The sequence below is a fragment of the Methanoculleus sp. genome, assembly GCF_035363275.1.
GTDB lineage: Archaea > Halobacteriota > Methanomicrobia > Methanomicrobiales > Methanoculleaceae > Methanoculleus.
This window is the reverse complement of sequence record NZ_DAOSET010000011.1, coordinates 1-25549: the sequence shown is the minus strand read 5'-3', so window position 1 is coordinate 25549 and position 25549 is coordinate 1. Positions and strand designations below refer to the sequence as shown.

The 25549-nt window shown below is 62.5% G+C and carries 26 protein-coding genes; 17 read left to right on the top strand and 9 right to left on the bottom strand.

Translation table 11 applies throughout. From position 1 onward, the window contains the following. Both PLN84_RS03635 and PLN84_RS03630 read left to right on the top strand, forming a co-directional pair. On the top strand, positions 1-444 hold a 444-nt coding region (locus PLN84_RS03635; protein ID WP_348531911.1), incomplete at its 5' end, for a site-specific DNA-methyltransferase. 13 nt (positions 445-457) lie between these two features. Continuing rightward, positions 458-1225 (top strand): PaeR7I family type II restriction endonuclease, encoded by a 768-nt coding sequence (locus PLN84_RS03630; protein ID WP_300182398.1) that lies wholly within the window; start codon positions 458-460, stop codon positions 1223-1225. A 99-nt stretch (positions 1226-1324) separates the two neighbouring features. On the opposite strand, the gene PLN84_RS03625 is transcribed toward PLN84_RS03630, so the two are convergent. Together PLN84_RS03625 and rnhB are read right to left on the bottom strand one after the other, a co-directional pair. Next, on the bottom strand, positions 1325-2656 hold the full coding sequence (locus PLN84_RS03625) for a site-2 protease family protein (RefSeq protein WP_292382548.1): 1332 nt from the start codon (positions 2654-2656) through the stop codon (positions 1325-1327). Between the two features lie 42 nt (positions 2657-2698). Next, positions 2699-3328 carry a ribonuclease HII gene (rnhB, locus tag PLN84_RS03620; RefSeq protein ID WP_299954704.1) on the bottom strand — a complete coding sequence of 210 codons (630 nt, stop codon included), beginning with the start codon at positions 3326-3328 and terminating at the stop codon, positions 2699-2701. Between the two features lie 53 nt (positions 3329-3381). Between rnhB and PLN84_RS03615 the strand changes: the two genes are divergently transcribed. Further along, positions 3382-4047 carry a TrkA family potassium uptake protein gene (locus PLN84_RS03615; protein WP_292382761.1) on the top strand — a complete coding sequence of 222 codons (666 nt, stop codon included), beginning with the start codon at positions 3382-3384 and terminating at the stop codon, positions 4045-4047. On the opposite strand, the gene PLN84_RS03610 is transcribed toward PLN84_RS03615, so the two are convergent. Beyond that, positions 4039-5235, bottom strand: a complete 1197-nt coding sequence (locus PLN84_RS03610; protein ID WP_292382544.1) for an NAD(P)/FAD-dependent oxidoreductase — start codon at positions 5233-5235, stop codon at positions 4039-4041. The two genes, PLN84_RS03615 and PLN84_RS03610, sit on opposite strands and share 9 nt — an antisense overlap. Next, a complete protein-coding gene (locus PLN84_RS03605) occupies positions 5225-5401 on the bottom strand; it encodes a 4Fe-4S binding protein (protein ID WP_048104707.1) in 177 nt (58 codons plus the stop codon). Before PLN84_RS03605 ends, PLN84_RS03610 begins: the two co-directional genes overlap by 11 nt. A 187-nt stretch (positions 5402-5588) precedes the next feature. Between PLN84_RS03605 and cbiT the strand changes: the two genes are divergently transcribed. From cbiT to PLN84_RS03565, 8 genes are read left to right on the top strand one after another with little or no spacing between them, the layout of a single operon-like run. Then, positions 5589-6119: a precorrin-6Y C5,15-methyltransferase (decarboxylating) subunit CbiT gene (gene cbiT, locus PLN84_RS03600; RefSeq protein WP_292382543.1), complete on the top strand. Its 531-nt coding sequence runs from the start codon at positions 5589-5591 to the stop codon at positions 6117-6119. After that, the gene (locus tag PLN84_RS03595; protein WP_292382541.1) at positions 6110-6727 is read left to right on the top strand and encodes a cobalt-factor II C(20)-methyltransferase; all 618 of its coding nucleotides are present in this window, start codon (positions 6110-6112) and stop codon (positions 6725-6727) included. The genes cbiT and PLN84_RS03595 overlap by 10 nt, the downstream gene beginning before the upstream one ends. Then, a complete protein-coding gene (locus PLN84_RS03590; RefSeq protein ID WP_292382539.1) occupies positions 6720-7436 on the top strand; it encodes a cobalt-precorrin-4/precorrin-4 C(11)-methyltransferase in 717 nt (238 codons plus the stop codon). The genes PLN84_RS03595 and PLN84_RS03590 overlap by 8 nt, the downstream gene beginning before the upstream one ends. After that, the gene (gene cbiG, locus PLN84_RS03585; RefSeq protein ID WP_292382538.1) at positions 7433-8305 is read left to right on the top strand and encodes a cobalt-precorrin 5A hydrolase; all 873 of its coding nucleotides are present in this window, start codon (positions 7433-7435) and stop codon (positions 8303-8305) included. Before PLN84_RS03590 ends, cbiG begins: the two co-directional genes overlap by 4 nt. Beyond that, positions 8274-9068: a precorrin-3B C(17)-methyltransferase gene (cobJ, locus tag PLN84_RS03580; RefSeq protein ID WP_348531910.1), complete on the top strand. Its 795-nt coding sequence runs from the start codon at positions 8274-8276 to the stop codon at positions 9066-9068. Before cbiG ends, cobJ begins: the two co-directional genes overlap by 32 nt. Continuing rightward, on the top strand, positions 9016-9696 hold the full coding sequence (locus PLN84_RS03575; protein ID WP_292382534.1) for a precorrin-8X methylmutase: 681 nt from the start codon (positions 9016-9018) through the stop codon (positions 9694-9696). Before cobJ ends, PLN84_RS03575 begins: the two co-directional genes overlap by 53 nt. Next, entirely contained in the window at positions 9677-10690 is a 1014-nt protein-coding gene (locus PLN84_RS03570) for a cobalt-precorrin-5B (C(1))-methyltransferase (RefSeq protein ID WP_348531909.1), read from the top strand. Before PLN84_RS03575 ends, PLN84_RS03570 begins: the two co-directional genes overlap by 20 nt. Beyond that, on the top strand, positions 10687-11259 hold the full coding sequence (locus PLN84_RS03565; RefSeq protein ID WP_292382533.1) for a cobalt-precorrin-7 (C(5))-methyltransferase: 573 nt from the start codon (positions 10687-10689) through the stop codon (positions 11257-11259). Before PLN84_RS03570 ends, PLN84_RS03565 begins: the two co-directional genes overlap by 4 nt. A 3-nt stretch (positions 11260-11262) precedes the next feature. On the opposite strand, the gene PLN84_RS03560 is transcribed toward PLN84_RS03565, so the two are convergent. The 3 genes from PLN84_RS03560 to PLN84_RS03550 are packed head-to-tail and all read right to left on the bottom strand — an operon-like array spanning position 11263 to position 13634. Next, entirely contained in the window at positions 11263-11586 is a 324-nt protein-coding gene (locus tag PLN84_RS03560) for a transposase (protein ID WP_292382531.1), read from the bottom strand. A gap of 24 nt (positions 11587-11610) precedes the next feature. After that, positions 11611-12576, bottom strand: a complete 966-nt coding sequence (locus PLN84_RS03555; RefSeq protein WP_292382529.1) for a DNA adenine methylase — start codon at positions 12574-12576, stop codon at positions 11611-11613. Positions 12577-12623: 47 nt separating this feature from the next. Then, on the bottom strand, positions 12624-13634 hold the full coding sequence (locus PLN84_RS03550) for a site-specific DNA-methyltransferase (RefSeq protein WP_292382527.1): 1011 nt from the start codon (positions 13632-13634) through the stop codon (positions 12624-12626). Positions 13635-13855: 221 nt separating this feature from the next. Here PLN84_RS03550 and PLN84_RS03545 point away from each other — a divergent pair, with 221 nt between their 5' ends. Then, entirely contained in the window at positions 13856-15871 is a 2016-nt protein-coding gene (locus tag PLN84_RS03545; protein ID WP_292559018.1) for a PAS domain S-box protein, read from the top strand. Positions 15872-15881: 10 nt separating this feature from the next. On the opposite strand, the gene PLN84_RS03540 is transcribed toward PLN84_RS03545, so the two are convergent. Then, positions 15882-16028 (bottom strand): hypothetical protein, encoded by a 147-nt coding sequence (locus tag PLN84_RS03540; RefSeq protein ID WP_292559019.1) that lies wholly within the window; start codon positions 16026-16028, stop codon positions 15882-15884. Between the two features lie 32 nt (positions 16029-16060). Here PLN84_RS03540 and PLN84_RS03535 point away from each other — a divergent pair, with 32 nt between their 5' ends. The 3 genes from PLN84_RS03535 (at position 16061) to PLN84_RS03525 (ending at position 22067) form a co-directional block, all read left to right on the top strand. Further along, on the top strand, positions 16061-18202 hold the full coding sequence (locus tag PLN84_RS03535; protein WP_292559020.1) for a SpoIIE family protein phosphatase: 2142 nt from the start codon (positions 16061-16063) through the stop codon (positions 18200-18202). 305 nt (positions 18203-18507) lie between these two features. Then, positions 18508-21540: a DUF3821 domain-containing protein gene (locus PLN84_RS03530; RefSeq protein ID WP_300182492.1), complete on the top strand. Its 3033-nt coding sequence runs from the start codon at positions 18508-18510 to the stop codon at positions 21538-21540. Beyond that, positions 21540-22067 (top strand): dockerin type I repeat-containing protein, encoded by a 528-nt coding sequence (locus PLN84_RS03525; RefSeq protein WP_292559022.1) that lies wholly within the window; start codon positions 21540-21542, stop codon positions 22065-22067. The genes PLN84_RS03530 and PLN84_RS03525 overlap by 1 nt, the downstream gene beginning before the upstream one ends. A gap of 245 nt (positions 22068-22312) precedes the next feature. Here the strand turns inward: PLN84_RS03525 and PLN84_RS03520 are convergent, their stop codons facing one another. Beyond that, positions 22313-24658, bottom strand: coding sequence for a S8 family serine peptidase (locus PLN84_RS03520; protein WP_348531908.1), 2346 nt, complete (start codon positions 24656-24658; stop codon positions 22313-22315). 286 nt (positions 24659-24944) lie between these two features. On the opposite strand from PLN84_RS03520, the gene PLN84_RS03515 reads away from it, so the two are divergent. Both PLN84_RS03515 and PLN84_RS03510 read left to right on the top strand, forming a co-directional pair. Continuing rightward, entirely contained in the window at positions 24945-25154 is a 210-nt protein-coding gene (locus tag PLN84_RS03515) for a hypothetical protein (RefSeq protein WP_348531907.1), read from the top strand. Between the two features lie 146 nt (positions 25155-25300). After that, the coding region (locus PLN84_RS03510; protein ID WP_348531906.1) for a hypothetical protein at positions 25301-25549 on the top strand (249 nt) is incomplete at its 3' end.

The following is a 25549-nucleotide window of genomic DNA, read 5'->3' as shown; positions in this document are numbered from 1 at the left end:
GCCAACGCCTGCTTTGAGGCAGATTCACCGGGATCGTTCCTGGGCAAACCTTACGAACCCAACGGGATCGTCAAGAACGATATAGAGTACATCCTCTTCCAGAGGAAATCCGGCGGTTACCGGAAGCCCACGCTTGAAGCACGGTTGCTCTCGGTCATTTCGGAGGAGAATCAGAAGGCGTGGTTCCGCCAGGTCTGGGACCTTAAAGGAGCATCGACCCGGGAACACCCTGCACCCTATCCCCTGGAACTGGCTGAAAGACTTGTACGGATGTTTTCTTTCGTGGGCGACACGGTTCTCGACCCCTTTGGTGGTACAGGGACGACCGGCCTCGCTGCTGCGCGGTGGGGCCGAAATAGCATCAGCGTTGAGATCGAAGAAAAATATTTCCTTATGGCGGTTGAACGATTTATTCATCAGGCAAAACAGTCCCGATTATTCTGATAGAGGCAGATTCATGGTGAGTGACAGGATACTTCGGGAAATTTCCCGTGATGATTATTTTTCTTGTGCAGTGCAGTATTTCTGGGATAAGAGGGCATCACAGGCAAACGATCAGAACAACCGAGGTGTAAAAGACCAAGGCTTTCGTTCGGAGGCGACGGGCGGAAAGCACATGGACCGATTCTTCTCGCTTATCCGGGATCTGCTGGTGGATATCGGGGTCCCTGAGAGCGATATCTGCACACAAAGGAGATCACTTGACCTTCCTGGATATTTCCGTGCGGAGAAGCAGTGGGACCTTATCGTTATCAAACATTATCCTGACGGAAAAAAGGAGCTGGTTGCCGTCCTTGAATTGAAATCTCAAAAAGGGCCGTCATTCGGGAACAACATCAACAACCGGACAGAGGAGGTTTTAGGGAGTGCGTACGACCTCTGGACCGCCTACAGGGAGGGAGCCTTCAAGACATCTCCGTCGCCCTGGCTTGGATATCTGCTCCTGCTGGAAGACTGCGAGAAGTCGCGAAAGAGTGTGAGAAACAACGAGCCGCACTTTGAGGTTTTTCCCGAGTTTAAGGAAGCCTCCTATATCGAACGCTATCACCAGACCTGCCTGAAACTGGTGCGAGAGAGGGTCTACTCAGAGGTCTGCTACCTGCTTGCGAATGAAGAGAATAAGATGCAGCCCCGGAATTATTCCGAACCGGATGAGACTCTGTCGGGGTACCGGTTCTTGCGATCCGCCTGTTCGCATCTGAACAACTTTTACGAGATCGAGTGATCCCGTCCCCGACTGTCGCCGCCGCCCGGGAGCCCGACGATGGTGGAGGCACGCAAGAGTTTGAGATGCCGCCTCGGCCGCAGGAAGAAGAGGAGGGTTTTATCCCATCGTCAGCACGAACCGCAGCGCCGCGACGATCATCGGCATCGTGATGAGGAGGATCAGCATCACCGTCACAAATCCGCTGATCGAGGCGACGACCCGCTGCGCGTATCGCGACCAGCCCCGCCGCTCGAAGAACCGCTCCACCCCCTCCTTCATCATGTAGCCGCCGTCGAGCGGGACGATCGGGATGGCGTTGAACATCCCGACCAGCAGGTTGAACCACCCGGTCCAGAAGAAAAGGTGGACCGTGCCCCAGAAGAAGGGGAACGGCTCTTTCCAGGCGACCTGCTCGGGGGTGTCGGCGAGCAGGATCGCAAGCTGCTGGGTGTTGCCCTGAATGAAGGCGTCGATCGGGGCTATCGTCAGGTAGAGCGGCGCAAGCAGGCCGAGGTCCGCGACGTTCCCGATATGCTCCTTCACGGCCGGAGCGTTGTAGTAGTAGACCCCCATGAACCCGGCGTCCCGGTCGTCGCCGAGCGCCTCCGGCCATTCGGAGAGGGTGAGGGTGTAGGTCCTCTCGACCCCATCCTGTTCGGCCGTCAGGGTGACCGTCTCCCCCGGCCGTGTCTCATCCATGATTGCCGAGATCTCCTCCTGGCTCGTCACGGGGATGCCGTTCACGCTCGTGATGACCGAGTAGCCGGGAAGGCCCGCCTCGGCCGCCGGGTAGTCCTTGTAGACCCCCTGGACGAGCGGTGTGGCAAGGGGCGTCGCCATCCCGATGAGGAGGAACATCACCACAAAGCAGGCGAGGCCGATGACGATGTTGTTTGTGATCCCGGCACCGAACATCCGGATCTTCGGCATCCCTTTCGCCGCGTCGACATCCTCCTCTTCGGGTTCGACGAACGCCCCTATCGGGATGACGGCGATGAGAAGGCCCATGCTCCGCACCCGCATATCCTCGACCCGGGCGAGGATCGCGTGGCCGAATTCGTGGATGACGATCGTGAGCACGAGACCGATGATGACGGCCGCCGTGATCGGTATTGCCTGGTTGACCCCGGGTATCGCAAGGATGTTCCGGGGGTCGTAGATCCCGGTCGGCTCCGGGGTGTGGACCAGCAGTTGAGGGACGGCGAGGACCAGGGCGAGCGTCATGAAGGCCGAGACCACCACAACCATGAGGACCCCGAGCGTTGCGTAGGCCCGGAGCGGTGTCTTGAACCTCCGGAACCAGTCAAAGAAGCCGACCCGTTCGGTCTTGATGGCGAGGATAGGACCGAAGAACATGACGTGGTCGCGAAACAGCCCCCGGTCGCGGATGTAGAAGGCTATCAGGAGATATGCCGCGACGAGAAGAAGGAGTATCTGGAGCCAACTCATCACTCACGGTTAGCGCGCGTGAGGCATAAAATCTTCCCGGGATTATGGGAAATCCTGCATCGTCTTCTGGTAGAGGTTCGTCACCGTCTTCCAGCTCCGGCGGGCGCACGGCGGCGGGCTCCCGTATTCCCGGATGTAGCCCCGGAGGAACTCGATCGTCACCGCATCGGAGGGGTAACCGCTCCCAATCTTCCCGTACTGCTGCTCGAGTTCCCGGATCGCCCGGTCCCGGGTGACTTTCGCGACGACGCTTGCCGCGCCGACGATCTTGTAGCGGGCATCCGCCCGGTGCTCGGCGACGATCGCGCAGGGAAAGTCGAGGTGCCCTGCAACCGTCCGGCCGTAGCGCTCAGCGTTCACATCGCAGGCGTCGAGGTAGGCCGATTCCGGCCTGAGCCCCGTGAGCGCCTCGGCGTGGAGCTCGGCCACACACGCGTTCATGCTCATCCGGGTCCGGGCTTCGTCGATCCCGGCGGCATCGATGGTGACGATCGCTATCGCGAAGTCCCGGAAGAGGATCTCGTAGAGCGCCTCGCGCTGCTTGGGCCGGAGAACCTTCGAATCCCGGATAGGGAGGGCTGCAAGGTCTTCGGCCGCCCGGCACCCGACGGCGGCGACCACCATCGGGCCGAGGACCGAGCCCTTCCCCGCTTCATCCACCCCGCAGATCACACCAACTGGTTTCTTCGCAAGGTATTTCAATGTCGACGATTGAATCCAGATGGATGTACACCATCATCGTCGGCCTTGGCGGAATCGGCCGGAACCTGACTGCGATCGCCGTGAACGCCGGCGATTCCGTGGTGGTGATCGACCAGGACGAGGAGCGTGCGAGCGATATCCTGGAGCACTACGATGTCCTTGCCATCACCGGGAACGCAACCGATAAGGCCGTACTGCAGGATTCCGGGATCGACCGGGCCGACGCCCTCGTCGCCACCACGAGCGACGATGCCGTAAACCTGATGACCTGCTGGCTCGCCAAACGCTACAACGTCAGAAACGTCGTCTCGATCGTCAACCAGAAGGAACACTCCGACCTCTTCAACGAGGTCGGGGTGAGGATCAGCGAGAACCCCGACGAGCTTGTGGCGACCCGGCTCTATTACTGGGCGAAGAGCCCGAACCTCCAGCAGGTCGCTTCGATCCCCGGCGGCACTATCTTTGAGGTCATCGCCGAGGAGGGCGCACCCATCATCGACCACGAGATCCGGGACCTCGAGGTGCGCGACTTTGTCTTCATCGCCATCCGGCGCGCCGGGGGCGACCTCATCATCCCGAGCGGCACCGTTCGTATCCGGCCCGGGGACGTCATCACGGTCTTTACAAAAAAGGAGGCGGAGCGGGAGACGATAAAGACGCTCAACCGGCAGTTGATACGGTCAGGATAGCGTATCCTTGAGCGCCTTGAGCTCGAGCAGCATCTTCGGGTTCCGTTTGATCAGTTCCCTGATGAGTGCCGCGACCGAGAACTCACTGAAGCTGATGCTTGCAATCGAGTCCGCGAGGGTGTTGAGTTTCTTATCGTCGAGCGTGACGAAGTACTCCTTGACCTTGTAGTTCCGCTCGATACCTGCGCCCATCCTGGATGCCCGCCACTCCGTGTCGTAGGGCATCAGGGCCTCCTTTGAGCAGTTGCCGGCCTCGATGCACTTCAACGCCACCTGAGCGGCGAGCCTTCCGGTATACATGGCGTTGCCGATCCCGCCGCCGGTGATGGGATCGACGACTCTTGCCGCGTCGCCGGCGACGAGAAGGCCGTCGCCGACCGTGCAGGTGAGCGGCCGGCAGACCGGAACCCCGCCCGCGATCATCTCGATCGTCTTTCCGTTCGGGAAGTTCTTCGCGACGAACCGGTCCAGGTAATCCTTTGCTCGTGACCCGTCCCGGCTTTTGCGGCCCGTGATGCCGATACCGACGTTTGCCGTCCGATCGCCCTTCGGGAAGACCCAGAGGTAGCCCTCGGGGGCAATCTCGTTGCCCAGGTAGAAGTCCGTTGAGCCGGCGTCGATATTGATATCGGTCATCAGGTACTGGGCGCAGCTCATCATCTCCCGGAGGGGGACGGTGGTGTCGAGCCCGGCCCGGCGGGCGAACTGTGCCTCTGTGCCGTCGGCGGCGATGACCACCTCGGCCCGGATCTCGGCCGGGACACCGACCGAGATCACCTTCGCGCCCCGGACTGCTCCGTTCTCCATGATCGGCTCGGTCGCCCGGGTCCTGACAACCACGTCCGCCCCGGCCTCGGCCGCCTGCCAGACGAGCTCCCGGTCAAAGACCTTCCGGTCGAGGACGTAGCCGACTTCGTTTCCGGCCCGGTCCTGGTCGAGTTTGATGGCGGTGCCGTTCGGGGCGATGATTCGGGCACTCTGGATATCGGCGGATATCCAGCGGGGGTCGGGCCTGATGAACTCTTTTAAGAGTTCCTTGCCGATCCCCTCTGCGCACCGGACCGGCGTGCCGATAGCGGCACGCTTCTCGATGAGGCAGACCGAGTTTCCTGCCTCGGCCGCCGTTTTCGCAGCAAGAGCGCCGGCGGGGCCTCCCCCGATGACGAGCATATCGTAGTTACTCTTCATGGACGACCTCCAGTGCCCCAAGCGGGCACGCCCGTGCGCAGATGCCGCAGGCGATGCACTCCCGCTCAAGGCTGAGGTAGGCGTCGATCAGCTCGAGCGCATCCTCGGGACAGACTGCGACGCAGGTACCGCAGTATCCACACTTGTCTCGGTTTATCCTGAGCATTGTACTAACGTTGTTGTTGTTATCGCAAAAACCTTTACGTTCTCGCTTCCTCCGCTACCCTGGTCTCTCCGGTCGGATGGAGGATCGCCGGTGCCTTCCCTCGTGCCGATCGGACCCGGGTGCCGCGAGGGTTCACTGGGCCATTTAATAGGAGTTAGCACAAATTTATCTGGGAACTGATGATGCTATGGGACTGAAAGGAGGACCTACGCAGGATGAAGTCATGGCCGTTTCGCTCGCGAAACTCGGTATCCGCCCGGGCGATCGGGTGGTAGATGTCGGGTGCGGGACCGGGAAGGTCGCCATCGCTGCATCGAGGCTCGCTGAACGCGTCTACGCGGTCGACAGGAGACCGGAGGCCATCGCCTATGCCCGGGCTCAGGCGGCCGCCGCCGGAGCCTCAAACGTCGAGTTCTTCGAGGGCGATGCGGTGGAGATCCTCCCGGACCTGGGGCCGCTCGACGCCGCCTTCGTCGGGGGGTCCCGTCGCCTGCCGGAGGTCCTCGACCTCCTGGCCGGGACGGTGCAGGGCAGGATCGTCGTGAACGCGGTGATGGTCGAGACGCTTCAATCGGCGGTAGCAACCATGCAACGCCTCGGGATATTCGTGGAGGCCGTCCATATCCAGGTCTCCCGGTCTGCCGATATCGCCGGCGGGATGATGTTCAAGCCAGTAAATCCCGTCTACATCATTGTCGGGGGTGCCGGATGCTCGTAGGGGTGGGGCTCGGCCCCGGCGACCCGGAACTCCTGACCCTGCGTGCGGTCCGGCTCCTTGGCGAAGCGGCGGCGGTATTCGTCCCCGGCAACCTCGCCTACGACCTGGTGCGGCGCTACCGCCCCGATGCCGTCGTCCTCAAATTCCCGATGACGAGCGACGAGGCCTACATCCGGGAGTGCCTCGAAGAGAATGCCGACAGGATTGCACCACGGGCAAGAGACGAACTGGTGGTCTTCGGGATCATCGGGGACCCGAACTTCTACTCGACATTCTCGCGGCTCTGCGAGGTGATTGCCGGACGCTACCCGGAGATCACGTTTGCGACCGAACCCGGGATCAGCTCCATCACCGCGTTCGCCTCCGTGGCGAACGTCCCGGTGGCCGGGGGGTTCTTCGTCTCGGACGGGAACGGGCCGGAGTCCCGAATCTTCATGAAGGTCAGGAAGCCGGCGGCGCTCGCCGCCTCCCTCTCGAAGGAGGGTTATTCGGAGTTCGTTCTCGTGGAGCGGATGTTCATGCCGGAGCAGCGGGTCTACCGGGGGGCCGACCTCCCCGAGAAGAGCGACTACTTCTCGATCCTCTTTGCGAGGCGGTCGCATGCATAAGGTCTACATCGTGGGTGCAGGGCCGGGAGCGCCCGACCTCATCACCGTCCGGGGGATGGACCTCCTCCGGCGGGCGGACGTCCTCATCTACGCGGGTTCGCTCGTGAACCCGGCGCTTGTTGCAGAATCCGGCGCGGGCGTGAGACTCGACAGCTGGGGGATGACGCTTGAAGAGATCGTCGATGCCGTCGAGGAGCACGTTCTGGCCGGAAGACTCGTCGTCCGGCTTCATTCCGGCGACCCGGCACTCTACGGCGCTATCGTCGAGCAGATGGCGGAGTTCTCGCGGCGCGGTATCGAGGCCGAGATCGTCCCCGGCGTCTCGTCGCTCTTTGCCGCCGCTGCGGCCTTGAAGACCCAGTTCACGCTCCGCGACGTCTCCGAGAGCCTGATCGTCACCCGCCCGGCGGGGGCGACGCTTGAGGCGGACCGGATCGCCGAGCTTTCCCGCCTCGGGCAGACGATAGTGGTCTTCCTCGGCACCGAGCGGATGGAGGAAGTCCTTGCCCGGGTGGAGTCTCCTCCGGAGACCCCGGCTGCGGTCGTCTACCACGCCTCCTGGCCCGACCAGAAGGTCGTCCGGGGAACGGTTGCCGATATCGCGGCAAAGGCCCGGGCGGCCGGGATCGAGCGAACGGCGCTGATCGTCATAGGAGATGTGGTCGATCCGGCGACGTCGGGGTTCGGGAGGTCGGTCCTCTACTCATGACCGGGACCGTTGTTGTCGCGCTCGACCGGTTCCTCCCCGATGCTCGCCGGCTTGCCGATGCGCTCGGCGCCGAGGTCATCCTCTACGGGCCGGAGGCTTTCCGGGAGGCATTCAGCCGCTACGGCCGGATCGTCGCCCTGATGTCGGCCGGGATCGCTATCCGGGGGATTGCTCCGCTTCTTGCAGATAAGTGGCGTGACCCGGCGGTCGTGGTGGTCGGCCCGGATCTGCGCTACGCGGTTCCGGTCGTCGGCGGGCACCACGGCGCAAACGACCTTGCCCGGGACCTCGCCCGTCTCGGGATCGAACCGGTGATCACGACCGCGACCGAGACCCGCGGCCGGGAGTCGGTCGAGGGACTGGCCGCCCGGACGGGGTGCGATATCGTGAACCGCGACTCCACCCGGGCGGTGAACGCCGCGGTGCTCGACGCCGACGTACCGCTCTACGCCGTCACCGGACCCGGGATCGTCGTCGCGGGTCCGGGGGTCTCCCTCCTCGTTCGGAAGGGTGAGTACGCCGTCGGTGTCGGATGCCGGAAGGGCGTTGCTGCCGCCGACGTGGTCGGCGCCATCCGGCAGGCGCTCGCGCGAGCCGGGATCGGCCCTGCGGAGATTCTCGTCTACGCGACGACCGCAAAGAAGCGCGGTGAGGAAGGACTCCTCCGGGCTGTTACTGACCTCGGCGGCAACCTTGTCTTCTTTGACGACGAAACATTGAACGCAGAGGCGGCCCCCTCCCCCTCGCGGGCCTCCCTGATCGGGCTTGCCGGGGTCGCGGAACCCTCGGCTCTCGCAGCCTCGAAACGCAAAGTTCTGGTTCTTGCCAAGCAGACGTATGGGAGTGTTACCGTTGCAATCGCACGATAGGAGAGGAAGACTGTATATCGTCGGGACCGGCCCCGGCGACCTGCTGCAGATGACGCCCCGGGCATTGAAAGCTCTCGGTGAGGCCGACTGTGTCATCGGCAACGGGTTCTACCTTGACCTGGTCGAGCCGATGCTCGCCGGAAAAGAGGTTGTCAGGAGCAGCATGGGCCGGGAGGTCGACCGGGCAGGAAAGGCGCTTGCCCTCGCGGAGGACTGTGTCGTCGCGATGGTGAGCGGCGGGGATGCCGGTGTCTACGGGATGGCGAGCATCGTCCTCGAGGTGGCCGAACGGTCGGGCACGAAGGTCGAGGTCGAGGTCATCCCCGGCATCACGGCCGCGGTCTCGGCGGCGGCGCTCCTCGGTTCGCCGCTCTCGGGCGACTATGTCACGATGAGCCTCTCGGACCTCCTTACGCCCTGGGAGGAGATCGAGCGGAGGCTCGACCTCGCCTTCCGGATGCAGGTGCCGGTCGTCCTTTACAACCCCCGGTCCCGGGGGAGGCCGCACAACCTGGATACAGCGATCGGGATCGCCCGTCGCCACCTCCCCGACACGACGCCTGTCGGCGTGGTCAAAAACGCCTACCGGGAGGGGGAGGGGCGGTTGATCACGACGCTTGGGGAATTCAAAGACCACTTTGCCTTCGTGGACATGCATTCGATCGTCTTTGTCGGCGGAGAAGAGACGAGAGTATGGAGGAGTGAGACTGATGGGAGAGGAATCATCACGCCCCGGGGATACCACCGGAAGTACGTATACTGATCTTGCGGCGGTCACCCCGGAGGCCTACGCGATCGCGAGCACGAGCCGGAACCTGGCCCGGGAACGGGTGGGGAACGCCACCCCCGAGGACCGGATCCGGCAGCGGTGCTCGATCGCGGTCGGCGACTTTGCGATGGCCGACCTGATGCGCTTTGCAGGCAGTCCGGTCGATGCGGGGCTTGCCGCGCTTGAGCGGCAGGCGCCGATCATCACCGATATCCGGATGGTGCAGACGGGCATCCTGAAACGCGGGCATGCAAGCGAGGTCGTCTGTGCCCTCGATTACGGGGAGGATATCGCCCGGAACCAGGGGATCACCCGGACGTCCGCCGGGTTCGTTGCCCTGCGCGACAGGATGGAGGGCGCGATCGTGGTGATCGGGAACGCCCCGTCGGCGCTCCTCGTCGTCTGCGATATGGTCCGCGAAGGGGTCCGGCCGGCGCTGGTCGTCGGGACCCCGGTCGGGTTCGTGAACGCTGCGGAGTCAAAGGAGGCCCTCCGCACCCTCGACGTGCCCTCGGTCTCGAACGTCGGCACCCGGGGCGGGACCCCGGTCGCGGTGGCGGGAATCAACGAGATCATCACGATCCGTGCCGAGCGTGCAGGCTATGCGGGACCCGGTTACTGACTTCGAGTATCCCGCAGCGTGGGTGGCGGCCTGCCGCTCACCTGCCCTTCTCGAGGACGTCCGGCGGGGGCTCGCGGTCCTGACGGCATCCGGCTCCATCCTCCGCCGGGGGTTCACCACCGGAACGACGGCAGCCGCGGCCTGCAAGGCGGCGGTTCTCTCGCTTACGCTCGAAACGGTCAGCGAGGTGAAGGTCACTCTTCCTTGCGGTATTGTGGTCGGTATCCCGGTGGACGGCTACCGGGGCCGGGCGTCCTGCTGGAAAGATGCCGGCGATTATCCTTCTGACGTGACCGCGGGACTCGAGTTTGTTGCGACTGCGGTCCCCTCCCTATCGGGAGGCGTCCAGTTCGTTCCCGGCGAGGGGATCGGGAGTTTTGCCCGCGACACTCCCCGCCACCGGCAGGGAGCCGCGGCGATCGGGGGGCCGGCGCTCGACTGCATCCGGCGCTCGATCAACGAGGCGGTGGAGGAGGCCGGCCTTCATGGGACGACGGTCATCCTTACGGTTCCCCGGGGGGCGGAGGTGGCGCAGAAGACGCTGAACCCGAAGGTGGGGGTGCAGGCCGGTATATCTGTCCTCGGGACGACCGGGCTCGTGGAGCCCTGGGACGATCACATAACGGAGGGGGTGCTTGAGAGGGTCACCCGGGCGGCAGGGAGGGTCGTGCTGACGACCGGCCGGCTCGGGCTGCGTTCCTCCCGGCTCCTCTTCCCGGAGCACGAGGCGATCCTGGTTGGGAACAAACTCGAAGAGGCACTCGGGGCTGTCGACGGCGACGCGGTCATCTGCGGGCTTCCCGGCCTGATCCTGAAGTTCATGAACCCGGACGTGCTCGAGGGGACCGGGTGCGCGACGGTTGAAGACCTCTCGGCAACTGCGCTCTGGAACGAGGTCGTCCGCCGTGAGCTTCGCGCGTTCCAGGCCGCCCATCCGGATGTCCGGGTCGTGATCGTCAACCGCGACGGGCGTATCATCGGGGAGTCGCCATGAAGATCGTCGGGGTCGGTTGCGGGCCGGGGATGCTGACTGAGGCGGCGGCCGCGGCCATCCGGGGGGCAACCCTCATCTACGGTTCGGAACGTGCGATCGGGATCGTCCGTGACGTCATCTTGCAGGGGTGCGAGGTGCACGAGATCACGGACTACCGGGGTCTCCGGTCTCTCCCGGACCACGCGGTCGTCCTCTCGACGGGGGACCCGATGCTTGCCGGTCTCGGCTACCTCCCCGGCGAGGTCGTCCCCGGCATCTCCTCCCTCCAGGTCGCCTTCGCCCGCCTGAAAGTCCCGCTGACGCGGGCGGCGGTCGTCTCGGCCCACGGGAAGGACCATACCCCGGCGATCGCGGCGGCCCGGGAGGAGGTCCTCCGGGGTCGGGTGGTCTTTCTCATCGCCGACCCGGCCTTCGATGTCGGGGCGTTTGCGGCCGCCCTCCCGCCGGAGACCCGGTTTGCCGTCTGCGAGGACCTCGGCTACCCGGCGGAAAGGATCGCCGTCGGGACGGCGGCGGCGCCCCCGGCACCCCCGGGCGACCTCTTCGTGGTGGTGGCGGGGGAGTTTTAGCCGCTACAGCACGGGAGACTGCAGATCCTCTGCGGCGCACCGGGCAGGCTCCCCTTTCCGGAACTCATAGCCCGACCGGAGAAGGTCGAGGAAGATCGCCTGGTAGGTTCCCCGCTCACTCAGTTCGAGGTGGTAGCGGTGGACCGTCGATTTCGTCCCGTACTCAGCCGGGACGTCGCTCCAGGCGCACCCGGTGGTGAGGACGTACAATACTCCGTTGAAGAGGTGCCGGGGGTCCCGGCGGGGCCGGCCGATGTGTGGTTTCTGGGGCGGAAGGTGTCTCTGGACGATCTCCCAGAGGTCGTCGTCGATCTCCCGGAATGCCATGGGGCTGCATGCCCGCCGGACACTTTATAGTTTTGGGACGGCCCGCTCCCGGTGGTCGTGCGGATCGTAGTTCGTCACAATGATCTCGCGGATCGCTCCCCGTTTCGCCCCGTCGCAGTTGATCATCCTCTTTGCCGGAACCCGGTCGATATAATACCCGGCATAAAGGTCGTCGAAGAATGCGTCATCGGGATCGGTGTTCCTCGGGTCGGAGTTGCTGAGCATCAGCCTGGCCCCGCCGGCATCGCAGAGCCTGTAGAAGGTCGCGAGGCGCCGCTGCTCCCAGTCGGTAAACCCCTCCTTCGCATACTGCGTGAACGACGACGTCCGGTTCAGGGGCCGGTAGGGAGGGTCGAAGTAGACGAAGGTCTCTTCTGATATGTAGGGCCGGGCCTGCGTGAAGTCGCCAAGGTGGACGGTCGTGTTCCGGAGCAGCCCGGCGTCAGCCCGGAGCAGGCCTTCGTGCAGGATCCGCGGGTTCCTGTACCTGCCGAACGGGACATTGAACCCGCCCCGCGCGTTGACCCGGTAGAGGCCGTTGAAGCACGTCCTGTTGAGGAAGATGAATTGGGCAGCCCGCCCGGCCCAGTCCTCGCCGTACCGGCTGAAATCAACGTCACTTTTTGCGCGGTTGAACGCCTCGCGCGCGGCATAATAGTATTCTTTCTGCCCGGCATCGTCCCGAGCGAGGAAATCGTCCGAGATCTCACGTAGGTGGCTGATGAGGGCGTCGACGTCGTTCTTCACAACGCTGTAGGCGAGGACCAGTTCCTCGTTGATATCGAAGAGATGGCACTCCCTGAACCTGAAGGTGCTGTTAAAGAGGAAGTAGACCGCTCCACCGCCCATGAACGGTTCGACAAATATCGGCAGGGTCCCCTCCCGGAGCTCGCCGGGAACTCTTGCCGCGAACGCATCGAGCAGTTGCGTCTTCCCTCCTGCCCATTTGAAGAACGGTCGCGCGGTGACTGGTGGTGTTGGTCCTTCCATTCGACGTGAATACTTCGCCGTATCGGCAAAAATGTGTTTTGATGGTCTTAACGACTCCTGCCGGCCTTCCTCCCGGCAAGAACACCCTGTTTCTCAAGCATCTTCCGGATAGCCCACCGGCCCCGGCCGAGTTCTTCCCCCACCATCTCGATGGCACGCTTCTTCGTCGTCCCGGACGCGGTGAGCCGCGTGAACCGGGAGACCAGAGCCTCGACATCGCCGTCCGTCCAGGTCCGGCCCCGGTTCCGCTGCCTCACGATCTCCGGGACCCTCAGTGACGGCAGCAGCCATCCCGGTTCCGCACCTCGCAACTCCGCAACCTTCAGGTCGAAAACCCGGCCCGAGACCTCAAACCCGGTCGCCCTGCGGTTGAGGCCGATCGCCACCCGGGCGGTCGAGAACCCGCCGAGAAACATATCGCAGACCTGGTCGCCCTCGTTGCTGCTGTACTGGATCATCTTGACGAGCAGGTCGGTCGGGAGTTCGTTCTTGTTCTTCGTCTTCCCCGGTTTGTACTCGCGGTTGATTATCCAGACGTCCTCACGGTCCCGGTAGTTGGGCGACCCGTTCTCCGGCCCCTTCTCCCCGATCCCATACCTCGACTCCAGGTTGAACGTCCTCCTGCCGCCCGGTTTTTCGTAAAAGAGGATATGGTAGTGGGAGGAGACGTATTTCCGGCTTGTGTAGACGCCGAAGTTGTATTTCCAGATGATATGGTTGACCTCACGCAGTCCCGTCTGCCGCAGGGCGTGGAGGATGTGGTAGAGGTTCGTGTATCCCGATACGATGTAGATCGACCCGCCGGGCCGGAGGATCCGTTCGGCTTCCCCGATCCACCGCCGGCTGAACTCACCGTATCCGTCTGCGGGGACCTCGACGTAGCCCTCGACGACGAACGTCTCGTCCCGGTTGTAGTGCTGGTGCAACCGGTCGCCGTTGATGCCGTATGGGGGGTCGGTGACGATCAGGTCGACCGAACCGTCGGGGATATGTTCACCTGCCCCGCGGACGCAGTCGCCGTTGTAGAAAATGTTGCCGTTGACCTCCTCAGACCTCATACGCACCTCCCGTCAGGCTGCAACGTAAATCACATGGGTTGTATGACAATAAGAGTCTGACCCGGGGCCGCGCTGCCGGAGGTTACGGCCCCGGGAAGAAGGAGCACCGTCGCCGGGGGGTCGGAGTTCATGGCTCTCCCCCTACCCGCTCAAGGTAGTATTAATACACTACGGATGAATCTCAGTTGATAATCAGCGTGAGAACTCCACCGGGATCTCAAATGACGGCACGTTCCGAGGAAGCAGAGGCTTTGCTCACCAGCGGAGCAGAGGGGGGCGGGCAGGAGGGCCCCGCGGCAGGAGATCTGTCGGTTGACGAGCGCATTGCGGCACTTCTGGCCGAGAACCGGGCGCTCCGGGCCGAGAACGCGACCTTGCAATCTACGAAGAATGCCCTGCTGGAGAGCGAGGAACGTTACCGGCGGCTGTTTGAGAACGATCTCACCGGCGACTTCGTCACCGCGACGGATGGCCGGATAATCGCCTGCAACCCTGCGTTTGTCAGGATCTTCGGGTTTGCCTCCGTAAACGAAGCACTGGACACCAGCATCCTGGACCTCTACGAGGACCCCGGCGACCGGGAGCTGCTCCTTCTACGCCTCCGGCAGGAGGGAAAGATCGAGAACCAGGGTCGAACCCGAAAACGCCGGGACGGCACCCGTATCCACGTCGTCGAGAACCTGGTCGGGCGCTTCGATGCGAACGGGGAACTGATCGAGATCCAGGCCTACACCTACGACGACTCCGAGCGAAAAAGGGTGGAGGATGCCCTGCGGGAGAGCATGGAGTGGTACCGGCAGGCGCTCGACAACCCGCTCGTCGGCTACGCTCACTGCCGGATCATCACCGATGCTTCCGGGCGGGCTGTTGATTTTGTCTTTTTAGAGGTTAACGGGACATTTGAAGCGTTTTCCGGGAGATCTCGCGAGATCGTCCTGAACCGGCGGATAACTGAAACCTTTGACCCGGTGGAGGTCGCCGATCTCATTGCCACCTACGGAGATGTGGCGTTGACCGGCAGGTCGGTGACGTTCGAGTACCGGATGCCCTCTCTTGAGAAGTGGCATGAAGTCACCGCCTTCTCGACCCGGCCGGGATACACCACAGCGTTCTTCACCGACATCACGAAGCGGAAGCTTGCAGAGAACGCCCTGCGGGAGAGCGAGGAACGGTTCCGGGCGGTTCTTGAGAACTCGCTCGACGCGGCTTACCGGCGCAACCTGCAGGCCGACCGGTACGACTACATGAGCCCGGTCATCGAGCAGATCCTCGGCTTTACGGCAGAGGAGATGGCTGCGATGAATATCGCAGAGGTCATGGATCGCATCCATCCCGATGACCGGCCGTCGGTCGGAGCGGAGCTCAGCAACGCAATCGCATCGGGCCAGGGACTTCTCGTGTACCGGTTCCGGGCAAAGCACGGCGAATACCGCTGGCTTGAAGACCACTTCACGGTCATCTGCGATCCGGACGGACGGCCGCTCTACCGTGGCGGCATTGTCCGGGATGTCACCGGGCGAAAGGAGGCGGAGGAGGAGATCGCCCGGGTTCATCGGGATCTCGAGTCCGCCCACCGGGAGGCGAACCTCTACCTGGACATCCTGACGCACGATATCGGGAACACCGAGAACGTCTCGAACCTCTACGCCGAACTCCTCCAGGACTCGCTGGATGGGGAGGCGGCCTGTTACGTGGCGAGCCTGAAGAAGAGCATCGGCAAGAGTATCGAGATCCTCGGCATCGTCTCGAAGATCCGGCGGATCCATGCAGGACCACCTGATATCCGGGCGATCGACCTCGATGCGGTCATCCGGGAGGAGGCCACCCACTTCCCGGATCTTCCCCTCCGGTATGAGGAGGTTCGCCGGCAGGTCTTGGCCGACGATCTCCTCTCCGAGGTCTTTACGAACCTGATCGGGAACGCGGTCAGGCACGGGGGTCCCGGTGTCGAGGTCTTCATCCGGGCAGAGGACGGGGACGACGGGTTTGTCCGGGTGACGGTTGCGGACACCGGCCGGGGCGTCCCCGACGCCCGGAAGGACGAGATCTTTCACCGCTACGAGAAGAAGCAGCGCGGCGTGGGGGAGGGCCTCGGCCTCTACCTGGTGGGGATCCTCATCGACCGCTACGGCGGCAGGATCTGGGTCGAGGATCGCATGCCGGGCCTCCCGGAGGAGGGTGCGGCGTTCTTCTTCCTCCTCCGGGAGGCGAAGGGCGGCGGTACCGGGGGGTCCTGAGCCGGGCTGTTCACCCGGTCGTTGTGGCGTTGCCCGTCGCGTTCTCCGCTTTCGCGTACGAGACCCGGTAGATCACGCCGTTGGTGTCGTCGCCCACGAGCAGCGACCTGTCCTCTGCGATCGCGAGGCCGCAGAGAAGGCGAATTCGATCCAGCATGCCTTATCTCCTTTCCCGGAACAATCTTATTGATGAGCCAGAGCGAGCCGGAGGGCCACCGGATCAGGATCCCGGTCAGGACCAAGTTCCTCCTCGTATTCCTGGCCCTCTCGACGGTTGCTCTCCTCCTCGCCGGTTCTCTTGCCTTCGTTCAGATGGACGATGTCGGCCGCTACGCGCTTGAGCGGAGCACCGATCTCGGGGCGCGTGCGATGAACGACAGCACCGCCGCGCTCGAACGCAACGCCGAGGAGTCGCTTCTCCGGCTTGCGCAGGACCAGGGCTACATCAGCAACATCGTCTTTGAACAGGTGAGCGGGGACCTTGAGGTCATGGAGCGCTACGCCGCGACCGTCATGGAGAACCCGTCCATGGTCCGGCCGCGGCACTTCTACCTGCAGGATGAAGAACCGGCAGACCGGCGTGCAACCTCCGTCCTCTTCCTCTCGCCCGGCATCGACGCCGGCCATCTTAGCGAGGAGCAGGACGCCGCGGGGACGATGGACGACATCTTCATCCCCATCGCTATGACGAACCGGCACCTCGCCGCCGTCTACGTCGGAACGGGCTCCGGGATGGCGATGATCTATCCCTGGACGACCGGGCTCGACGCCACCTGCGACCCCCGGCTCAGGAGCTGGTTTTTGCAGGCGGTCGAGAACGGCGGGATGGTCTGGTCCGAGCCGTACGTCGACCTCACCGGGCACGGCCTGATGGTGACCTGCTCGCGGCCGGTCTACGACGCCGGGAGGGACTGGGTCTGGGTGGTCGGTGCGGACGTCACGATCGAGACGATCAACCAGCAGATCATCGGCACCCAGGTGGGGGACCGGGGGTATGCCATGCTGATTGACCAGCACGGAAACGTCATCAGCCGGCCCGGCCTCACCTCGGGGGATATGCGGTGGGACGAGTCGTTCGTCGCCGAGAACCTGCTCGCGAGCGAGAACCCGGACCTCGTCTCGGTCGCCGGAAAGATGACCGCGGGGGAGACCGGGATTGCCAGGGTCGGGTTCGAGGACGGGGAGCGGTTCGTCGCGTATGCCCCCATCCGGAGCGTGAACTGGAGCGTCGGGGTGGTGATGCCGGTCGATGAGGTGCTCGCGCCGATAGAGGAGACCCGGACGAGCATCCTCCAGGCGTCGGAGGATACCGCCATGCACATCAGCGGCCAGCAGGAGACGATGAAGACCGTCTTTTCCGGGGTGTTCCTCGGCCTGCTCGCCGTCGTCGCCCTCCTGACCCTCGCCGTCACCCGGCATGTGACCCGGCCCATCGAGGAGTTGCAGAAGGGGTCCGAGGCGATAGGGCAGGGGGATCTCGAGCACCGGGTGGTGGTGGAGACCGGGGACGAGTTCGAGGACCTCGCCCGCTCCTTCAACAGGATGTCGGCCGATCTGCGCGGACATATCGAGGATCTCCGGCGGACGACCGCGGAGAAGGAGCGGATCGAGAAGGAACTCGAGATCGCAAAGGAGATCCAGCAGAGCATCCTGCCCGAGTCGGCGCCGGTGCTCCCCGGGTTCGATATTGCGGGCTTCAACCTGCCCGCCCGGGAGGTCGGTGGGGACTTCTACGACTACATCCCTGTGGGTGAAGGCTGCTGGGGCGTCGAGATCGCCGACGTCTCGGGAAAAGGCGTCCCTGCAGCACTCTTCATGGCGCTCTCCCGCACTCTCGTCCGGGCGAGCGCGTCGGAGAACCCCGACCCCGCCGGGTCGATCCTGGAGGCGAACCGCTACATCTGCATGGACTCAAAGACGTGCATGTTCGTCACGCTCTTCTATGGTATCCTCGACACCCGGAAGGGGACCTTCACCTACGTGAACGCCGGCCACAACCCCCCGCTCCTCTTCAGGGCGGGATCGAGCGAGGCGGTCCTCCTCAGGGGGAAGGGGATCGCGCTCGGCATCTTCGACGACATCGAGCTCGAACTCATGGAACTCCGGTTGAACCCCGGCGATACGGTGGTCTTCTACACCGACGGGGTGACGGAGGCCACGAACGAGCGCGACGAGGAGTACGGGATGGAGCGGCTCACAGCGCTGATCCCGGGGCTGCTCGGGCTCGGGGCGCGGGAGATGATCGATGCGATCGTCAGCGACGTCACCGCCTTTGCCGGGGACGGGCCGCAGTTCGACGACATCACACTCGTGGTGCTGAAGGTCGGGTGACGGGATGCAGCATGACGTTACGGTGCGGGGTGAACAGCGGCCGGAGAGGAGGTCTCAGGGATAATGCTCTGCTGAATCCACAGGATTTGGCTCAAACCCTGCTCTTCGGGGCAGAGAGATAACGGCATATTTATGGTATCTTTAGAGATACAAGAGACTGCGCACAGGAAGATGGCTTTAGCTGGTTCAGTGTTCTCTAATTCGCATTCAACCCCCCACAGGCGGCAGTCTGTGTAATCCCGCTGTTTCCGGTAGCGCACAGGAATGGGGATATCAGTATGATTTCAGAGCGAACAGCAATTTCTATGGCTATTGCCTTGATCCTGGCCGCACTGGTCGTTGCACCGGCTGCGGCGCGGAGTGTTCCAGTAGGCGGTACCGTCTATGTAGGTGAGGAGAGTCTCGACGTAAGCGCGATCTTTGGCGGAGCACCCAGCGGATATCTGGTCCACTTCAGCGACTTTTACGACAGGACTATTGTGGGATCACCCATCGTTGTAGCCGACACCTCGAACTTCGACCTGACCGCAACTGCAGTTGGATCCTGGACCGGAACCTGGTATGCTTTCCCGATAGGTACCAATTACGCTGACCCGATGGCTGCTCCCGCTGGAACCGTTCTCGTCCACACCCCGTCCACGAACCTTCGCGTTCTGCTGGGAACTTCCGGCATTACGTCCGTGGACGGGCAGAGCGTATCCCGGTCGAGCGCGATCAGGTTCCGGGTTGACCACAACCTTGCAGGTCTTGCCGACCCCGCCGACCCCGCTTACAACACCATCGAGGTCCGGCTCACTCTGCCCGGCGGCGGTACGGTCACCTCGTTCGGCAGCCCTGCTGTGAGCCTCAGAATGCCCCTCACCGGCCAGTGGACCGAGACGGCTCCGATCAACCTGGCCGGGGCTACGGCTGGCACCTACACCGCCAGGGGAGTCTGGCCCACTGCGGCTGGTCTTGGCACAGAGTACAACACCAACACCGTGACCTTCGAGGTTGCTTCAAAAGCGGTAGGCATCACGTCGAACAAGGACTCGGTCGTTCGCGGCAACGCGTTCACCGTGACCATTGCCGGTGAATCCGAGTGCGCGTACTTCCTGACCATCAAGAACCCCGGCTCACAGCCCCCGACGTTCCGCGCGAACCAGGTTGGTGTGATGCTGAACTCGGCTATCAACGTGACCGTCAGGACCACCGCCGCCGGCACCCGGTCCGTTGAACTCACCACCAACCAGAGCACGCGAGACGCGAGTTACACCCTCTGTGTTATTGATCCTCATGACCCGAGCAGGTACGACGAGGTCAGGGTGCGGGTCGAGAAAGGTGCCGTTACCATCATGACGTCAGGAACCGGTGTCTATGCCATCGGTGAGGAGATCACCCTCTCCGGAACCAACACCGACAGCGACACCACCTACCTCTTCCTGACCGGCCCGAATCTCGCTGCCGACGGTGTTATGCTCGGCAACCTCAGCAGGCAGGTGGAGAACTATAACCCGACGACCTTCACCCAGGTGGCCGTTGAGGCCGACGACACCTGGTCCTATCGGTGGGACACCGCAAGTGTCGGTGGTCGGATCCTCGATGCCGGTATCTACACGGGTTATGCGGTCGCGCAACCTCTGGATAGGGACAGTCTCAGTGACGTTCAATACTCGACGGCCTCCCTGCAGTTGAGGCCCCCCTCGCTCTCCGCCGGGGCCTCCACCCCCACTCTTATCCCGGGCGAAGAACTCCTGATATTTGGGACTGCAACGGGAGCACCGGACTCTGTCAGGGTCTGGATCTTTGGTCCCGATTGTCGGAGACTCGGGGATCTGGTGGTGGTGGAAAACGACGGCACCTTCGAGTACATCCTTTCAGGCGCTGAGACTGGCAGTTTTGTCCAGAAGGACCAATACTACGTCGTCGTCCAGCACCCGTCGGGTGCGGAATACGAGGTCTGGGTCAATGATACCGGATACCTTTTCGCACCCGGCATAATAACGCCCGTAGATCTTACCCAACTCCAACCCTCTGATGCGGTCAATGCGCTGATCGACACTCTCGAATCACCATACGTTGGCGACATCTACACTAAGTTCTCCTTTAAGGTAGTGGAAGAGTCCAGGATCTGGATCGACCAGATCGATGATCTGGCATACGGAGAGACCGTCACGATCACCGGCGATACCAGCTACCCGGCAGGCACAGTGCTGGCCTACCGGATAACCGCAGAGGAGGATGGAGCACGTGTCCTCTCTGGCGAGGTTGCTGTAGCCGATGGAGGGAGCTGGAGTTTTGATGTGAATACGGCCGCGTTCGGGGTGGGCACGTACGTCGTCAAAGTCACGTCTCCGGATGGCCAGATCTCGACGTCCATGCCACTTAGCGTCTGTGATAACCTCATTCATCCGATCACTCCGACAGGCGCCACTTACCGGATAGAGAGTATCCGGACGGAGCCGTCTCTTAACGATCTCTCGTTTGGTGAGAGTTTCACCCTTGTCGGTACCATAGATGCTCCCTGGACTGGATACCAGGGGAGCCTTGAGTTCTCCACTGATCTTGAGGATTCCATATGGTCCTATGTCATTGAACGCGATGGGGAGGTAATTTACTCCGGGTCCAGGGTCTCCAGATCTCTTACGTTGTCGGCGTTCGAGCTCGACTATGGGCAGGATGTCCGTCTTCTTATCTCGCTTTCCGGCATCGTACCGGAGGGTGGATCCGAGACTCCGGCTCTCTTAACGCTCATCGAGCGCAATGCCAAGGGGGATGCTGTGCCAGTAAGCGAGTACCATCTCCTGTTCACTCCTGAGAGTGACGCCCCCGCCCCGTCCTCAAGCGGGAGCCTCACTCTTGTGAGCGGCTGGAACTTTGTCTCGGTCCCCCGGCCGCTTGCGGCCGGGAACGACACCGCGGCGATCTTTGCCGACGTCGACGCTGACGGCCACTCGGCCTTCCGGTATGACACCGTTGCCGGAGACTGGATAGCCCTCCAGGAGACCGACCCACTCGCCCCCCTCGAAGGGATCTGGATCTACTCGGCCGGGCCGGCTGCGGTTCCGCTCACCTTCTCGACCAATCCGCGGACGCTGCCTGCAGAACGTGCTCTTGATTCGGGCTGGAACGCCATCGGGATCACCGGCACGGCACCCGTAACGGCAAGGGACGTCCTCTACTCCGTCAACGGACAGTGGGCAACCCTGATGGGATTCGACGCCGGGCACCAGGTCTTCGAGACAGCGGTCATCAACGGCGGGAGCGGCGAGTATGCTGACGACAGAATGGTCTATCAGGGCCGGGGTTACTGGCTCTACATGACCGGGCCGGGCACCCTCTGCGCCATAGGAGTGTGATGCGGGTGAGACGGATCCTTGTTCTGCTCCTCCTCCTCGCCCTTTTCGGGCCTGCATCCGCCGTCCCCCTCCTCCCGGCGGAGTTCTGGGGCATGGTCAGCGTCGGCGAGAACCCGGCACCGGCGGGGACCGTCATCACCGCAAGGATTGACGACCGCGACTGTGGGTCGCTTACCCTGACGACTGCCGGGGTCTACGGCGGGGACGCCCTCTTTGATGAGCGCCTGATCGTCGACGGGGAGGAGAAGAAGACGATCGCCTTCCTCGTCAATGGTGTTCTCGCCACCGAGACCGCGGTCTACACCTCGGGTGCCTCCATCTGCCTCGACCTCACGGCCGCGGGTATCAAGGGTGATTTCAAAGGCGACGGCAAAGTGGATATCGGCGATGTCGCCTTTGTCGCGCATATGGTCGTCGGGAAGGAGGCGGCCGATCCAGTCGCCGATTTCAACGGCAACGGTGCGGTCGATATCGGCGATGCGGCAAAGATCGCCTACTACTTCGTCGAGAAGATCCCGGCGCTCTGATGAGAGCGGACGGGACGATCTCACTTTTTTTGGAAGGCCGATAGGGGAAGGTACCTCAGGCTTCATCGATAGAGAATGCTACAGGAGATACTGATCAGGTCGGATGATAGTTCCCCGGCACCCGGGACCGTGGAGCCCCTCCTCCAAAAGCGACAGTCACCAGGAAGGTGCGCTCCGGGGCACGACAGACCGAGCACGGGGAGGTGTCGGCGGGCTGTAGCCCGGTTGATACACCGTGGACCGGGTTACAGCCCGCCGATCCGCCCCACCATAAAGTATGCAATCTTCGCCGCGTCACCGATATCGATGATGCCGTTACCGTTAAAATCGGCGAGCAGGTCTTCCGGCGTCTTTCCCACAACCATATACGCGACGAGGGCCACGTCACCGATATCCACGACACCGTCGCCTTTGAAGTCACCTTTTACCCGGATCGAAAGGGCATCGGGAAACAGTGCCTTCTTCCCGTCGGGATTCCAGACCACAATACTCCATGTCCCGTTCCGGGGTGTCGTGAGGTCGAATGTGGCGGAGATGGTGTCTGCATCGCTGCCGTGAACCTCTGTTGCGATGATGTCCTGGTATCCCGCCCTCTTCATCAGCACCGTCGCGCCGTCGACAAACCCGCTGCCGGTTATCTGGATGGTTACAGGATTGTTGCTTACAAAGACCATTTCCGGCGAGATCGCGGTGATGCCGGGGGCGGGCCACGGCGAATTCAGCAGCTCTAGAGAGACCGTTGCAGACGCAACCCCGCCGAGTTCATCCGCCGTCTTCGGCCCTGAAACCGCGTACAGGGTATAGGTCCCGTTCTCAAACAATCCCTCAAGGGTTCCGGTATCCCAGACATACGACCAGTTCCCGTCCCCCGTAACCGGGACCTGCACCATGCCGGGACCGCTCAGGCCGGCTCCGCCTGCATCAAGGCCGGGTCCGGTCATGTAGAGCCACGTGGACCGGTTGTCGGTGTTTGTTCCGTTGAGCGTTATCTCTTCCCCGAAAAAGAAGCAATCCCGGTCTCCGGTCGTTATGGTGACCGTCCCCGGGTTTACCGACACGGTGATGGCGTCGGAGAGCAGTGGATCCTCCGGATCGTTAACCGTGAACGTAAACGGCTGTGCGATGGTTGAAGAACCCGTTGCATACCGGATCCGGGCTGTTCCCGATTCAGGTATGAGCACCCTGCACTCCGTCTCATCAAACCCTGCACTCCCGTTTATCCCCCCGGACGGAATGCCGGGAAAGACGCCCTCCTGTTCGGGGACGACGTGCGGATACATCTCAATACCGGCAAGTCCTGCATCATCGACAGAGAGCCAGTATTCGCGATAGCCTTCGCCGGTGATGGTGAGGGCGATCTCCTCCCCGCGAACGACGGTGTCGGCATCGGACTCTATGGTGAGCGGGGCGGCCTCTTCACCACCCAGGGCAGCGAACGCATTGACCAGCCCGTAACCATATCGGGTATCTTTCCCGGCCGCTCCAAGGTCGTCGGCGGTCTCCGTCAGCCTGTTTCGCACCTCAAGGTTCGACATGCCGGGGTAGTGGGAGAGGAGAAGGGCCGCAACGCCCGAGACGTGCGGGCAGGCCATTGAGGTCCCGCTCTTCTGGCCGTAGGTGTTTCCGGGCGTCGTCGAGAGGATGGACTCACCCGGGGCGACCAGGTCCAGGTTCGTCCCGTAATTGCTGAATGTGCTGCGCGAACCTGTCTTTCCGACCGAGCCGACGGCGATCACCGTGTCATACGCCGCCGGGTAAATGACCCGGGTTGCCCCGTCATTTCCCGAGGCTGCAACGAGTACGCACCCTTTCTCCCATGCATATCGGCATGCCTCCTCCACGATCTGCGATGGTCCGTCAGCACCCAGGCTCATGCTGATGACGTCTGCTCCATTGTCGGCGGCATGGCAGATCGCCGCTGCGGTTATTGAACTGGTGCCGCTTCCATTGGAGTCCAGCACCTTCTCTGCCATGATGCGGGACTGTGAGATTCCTGCGATGCCCAGGGTGTTGTCGATCGTCGCCGCGGCGATGCCTGCACAGTGCGTTCCGTGGCCGTGATCGTCATCCGGGTTGTTGTCGTCATTGACCCAGTCGTATCCTCCGGCGACATAGTTGCCCATGTCCGGATGCGTATAATCGATCCCGGTGTCCACGACAGCGATGAGAACATTGCTCTCTCCTTGCTCTATGCTCCACGCGTATTCCGCTCCAATTTTTTGCGGCCCCCATTGTTCGGCATACCGCTGATCGTCGGGAACATAGGCCGGCACATCGAGAGCATAGACGGGGATATCGCGTTCGACGAACCTGATACCCGGGGCCTGTGAGGCCTCTTCTACGAATCGATCAGGATCCGGGACCGACACGACCAATGCGTTAAGTTCGGTCAGTTCGGTGATGACCTGGAAATCAGGCGAAGAGCGATCAGCGGTGCTCAGTGCCCGTACTGAGCCCTCCTGAAGGCCGATGACGATGTGTTCGGGCTGCCCTGAGTTTCCTGACGCCGATGCGGAAGTGATACAGAAGGCTGCAATAGTAAAAGCTGTTATGAGCCGGAGGAACTGGTGTCTTCGGTCGAGGTGCTGCATGGTCCGCTCCCGGGGGAGAAAACTGTATATCGGATTATATCTGCTGATCAGTATATATAACTATAGTGTATAGAATCGTGTTCAAATCTTGATATACATGAAATAAAGCTTTTTTGGATGCATAAACGCCCTCTATCTGCCCTCTCTCGTTCGGGATATTGTCGTTCATTTTCGCCGGAGTGGGAGAGGGTAGTTCCCCATATTGTGAAACTGCCGGTTCGGGTCCGGGTCTCTGGCGGGAACCGCTCAAAGGTGGTCCGTTCTTTCTGCCGGCTCTACTGCCTTCATGTACGATGAGGCTGCCAGGACTGCTGGAATGTGCTTGAGCGGGCCTTATGTCTGGGCTTTCGGAGCGGTCGCGAAGATAGCGTATATGGTCGTCGTCGGGAAGGCGGCACCCGACCCTGCTGCCGACTTCAACGGCAACGGTGCGGTCGATATCGGTGACGCGGCGAAGACCGCTTACTACTTCGTCGAGAAGATCCCGGCGCTGTGACTGAGATCGTGAGGGGCAAAGCCCCTCCTATCCCCCTGATGTGACAACCCTGGCGACTCAGACTCCTTCCCTATTGGTTGCAGGGCTCGTAAATCACAACTGTAATATCGGACCAACCCGAAAATGAACATCAGTGAGGTTAATAGATGAGATATTCAGTCTTTATAGCGTTCTGTCTGGCGGCATGCATGCTGGCCGGAACTGCGAGTGCAGAGACCCGGATTGCGGCGCCGGGGGGCTCCTTTGAGGGCACAGCCGATCTCCCTGTCATCATCTCCGGGGTTACAGCGGCGACCGGCGTGGGGTTCGAACTGTTTTACGATCCGAATATCGTCCGTATCGAGAGCATCTCCGCGAGCAGCGACATGCCGGGGTCGAACGTGGTGCCCGGGATC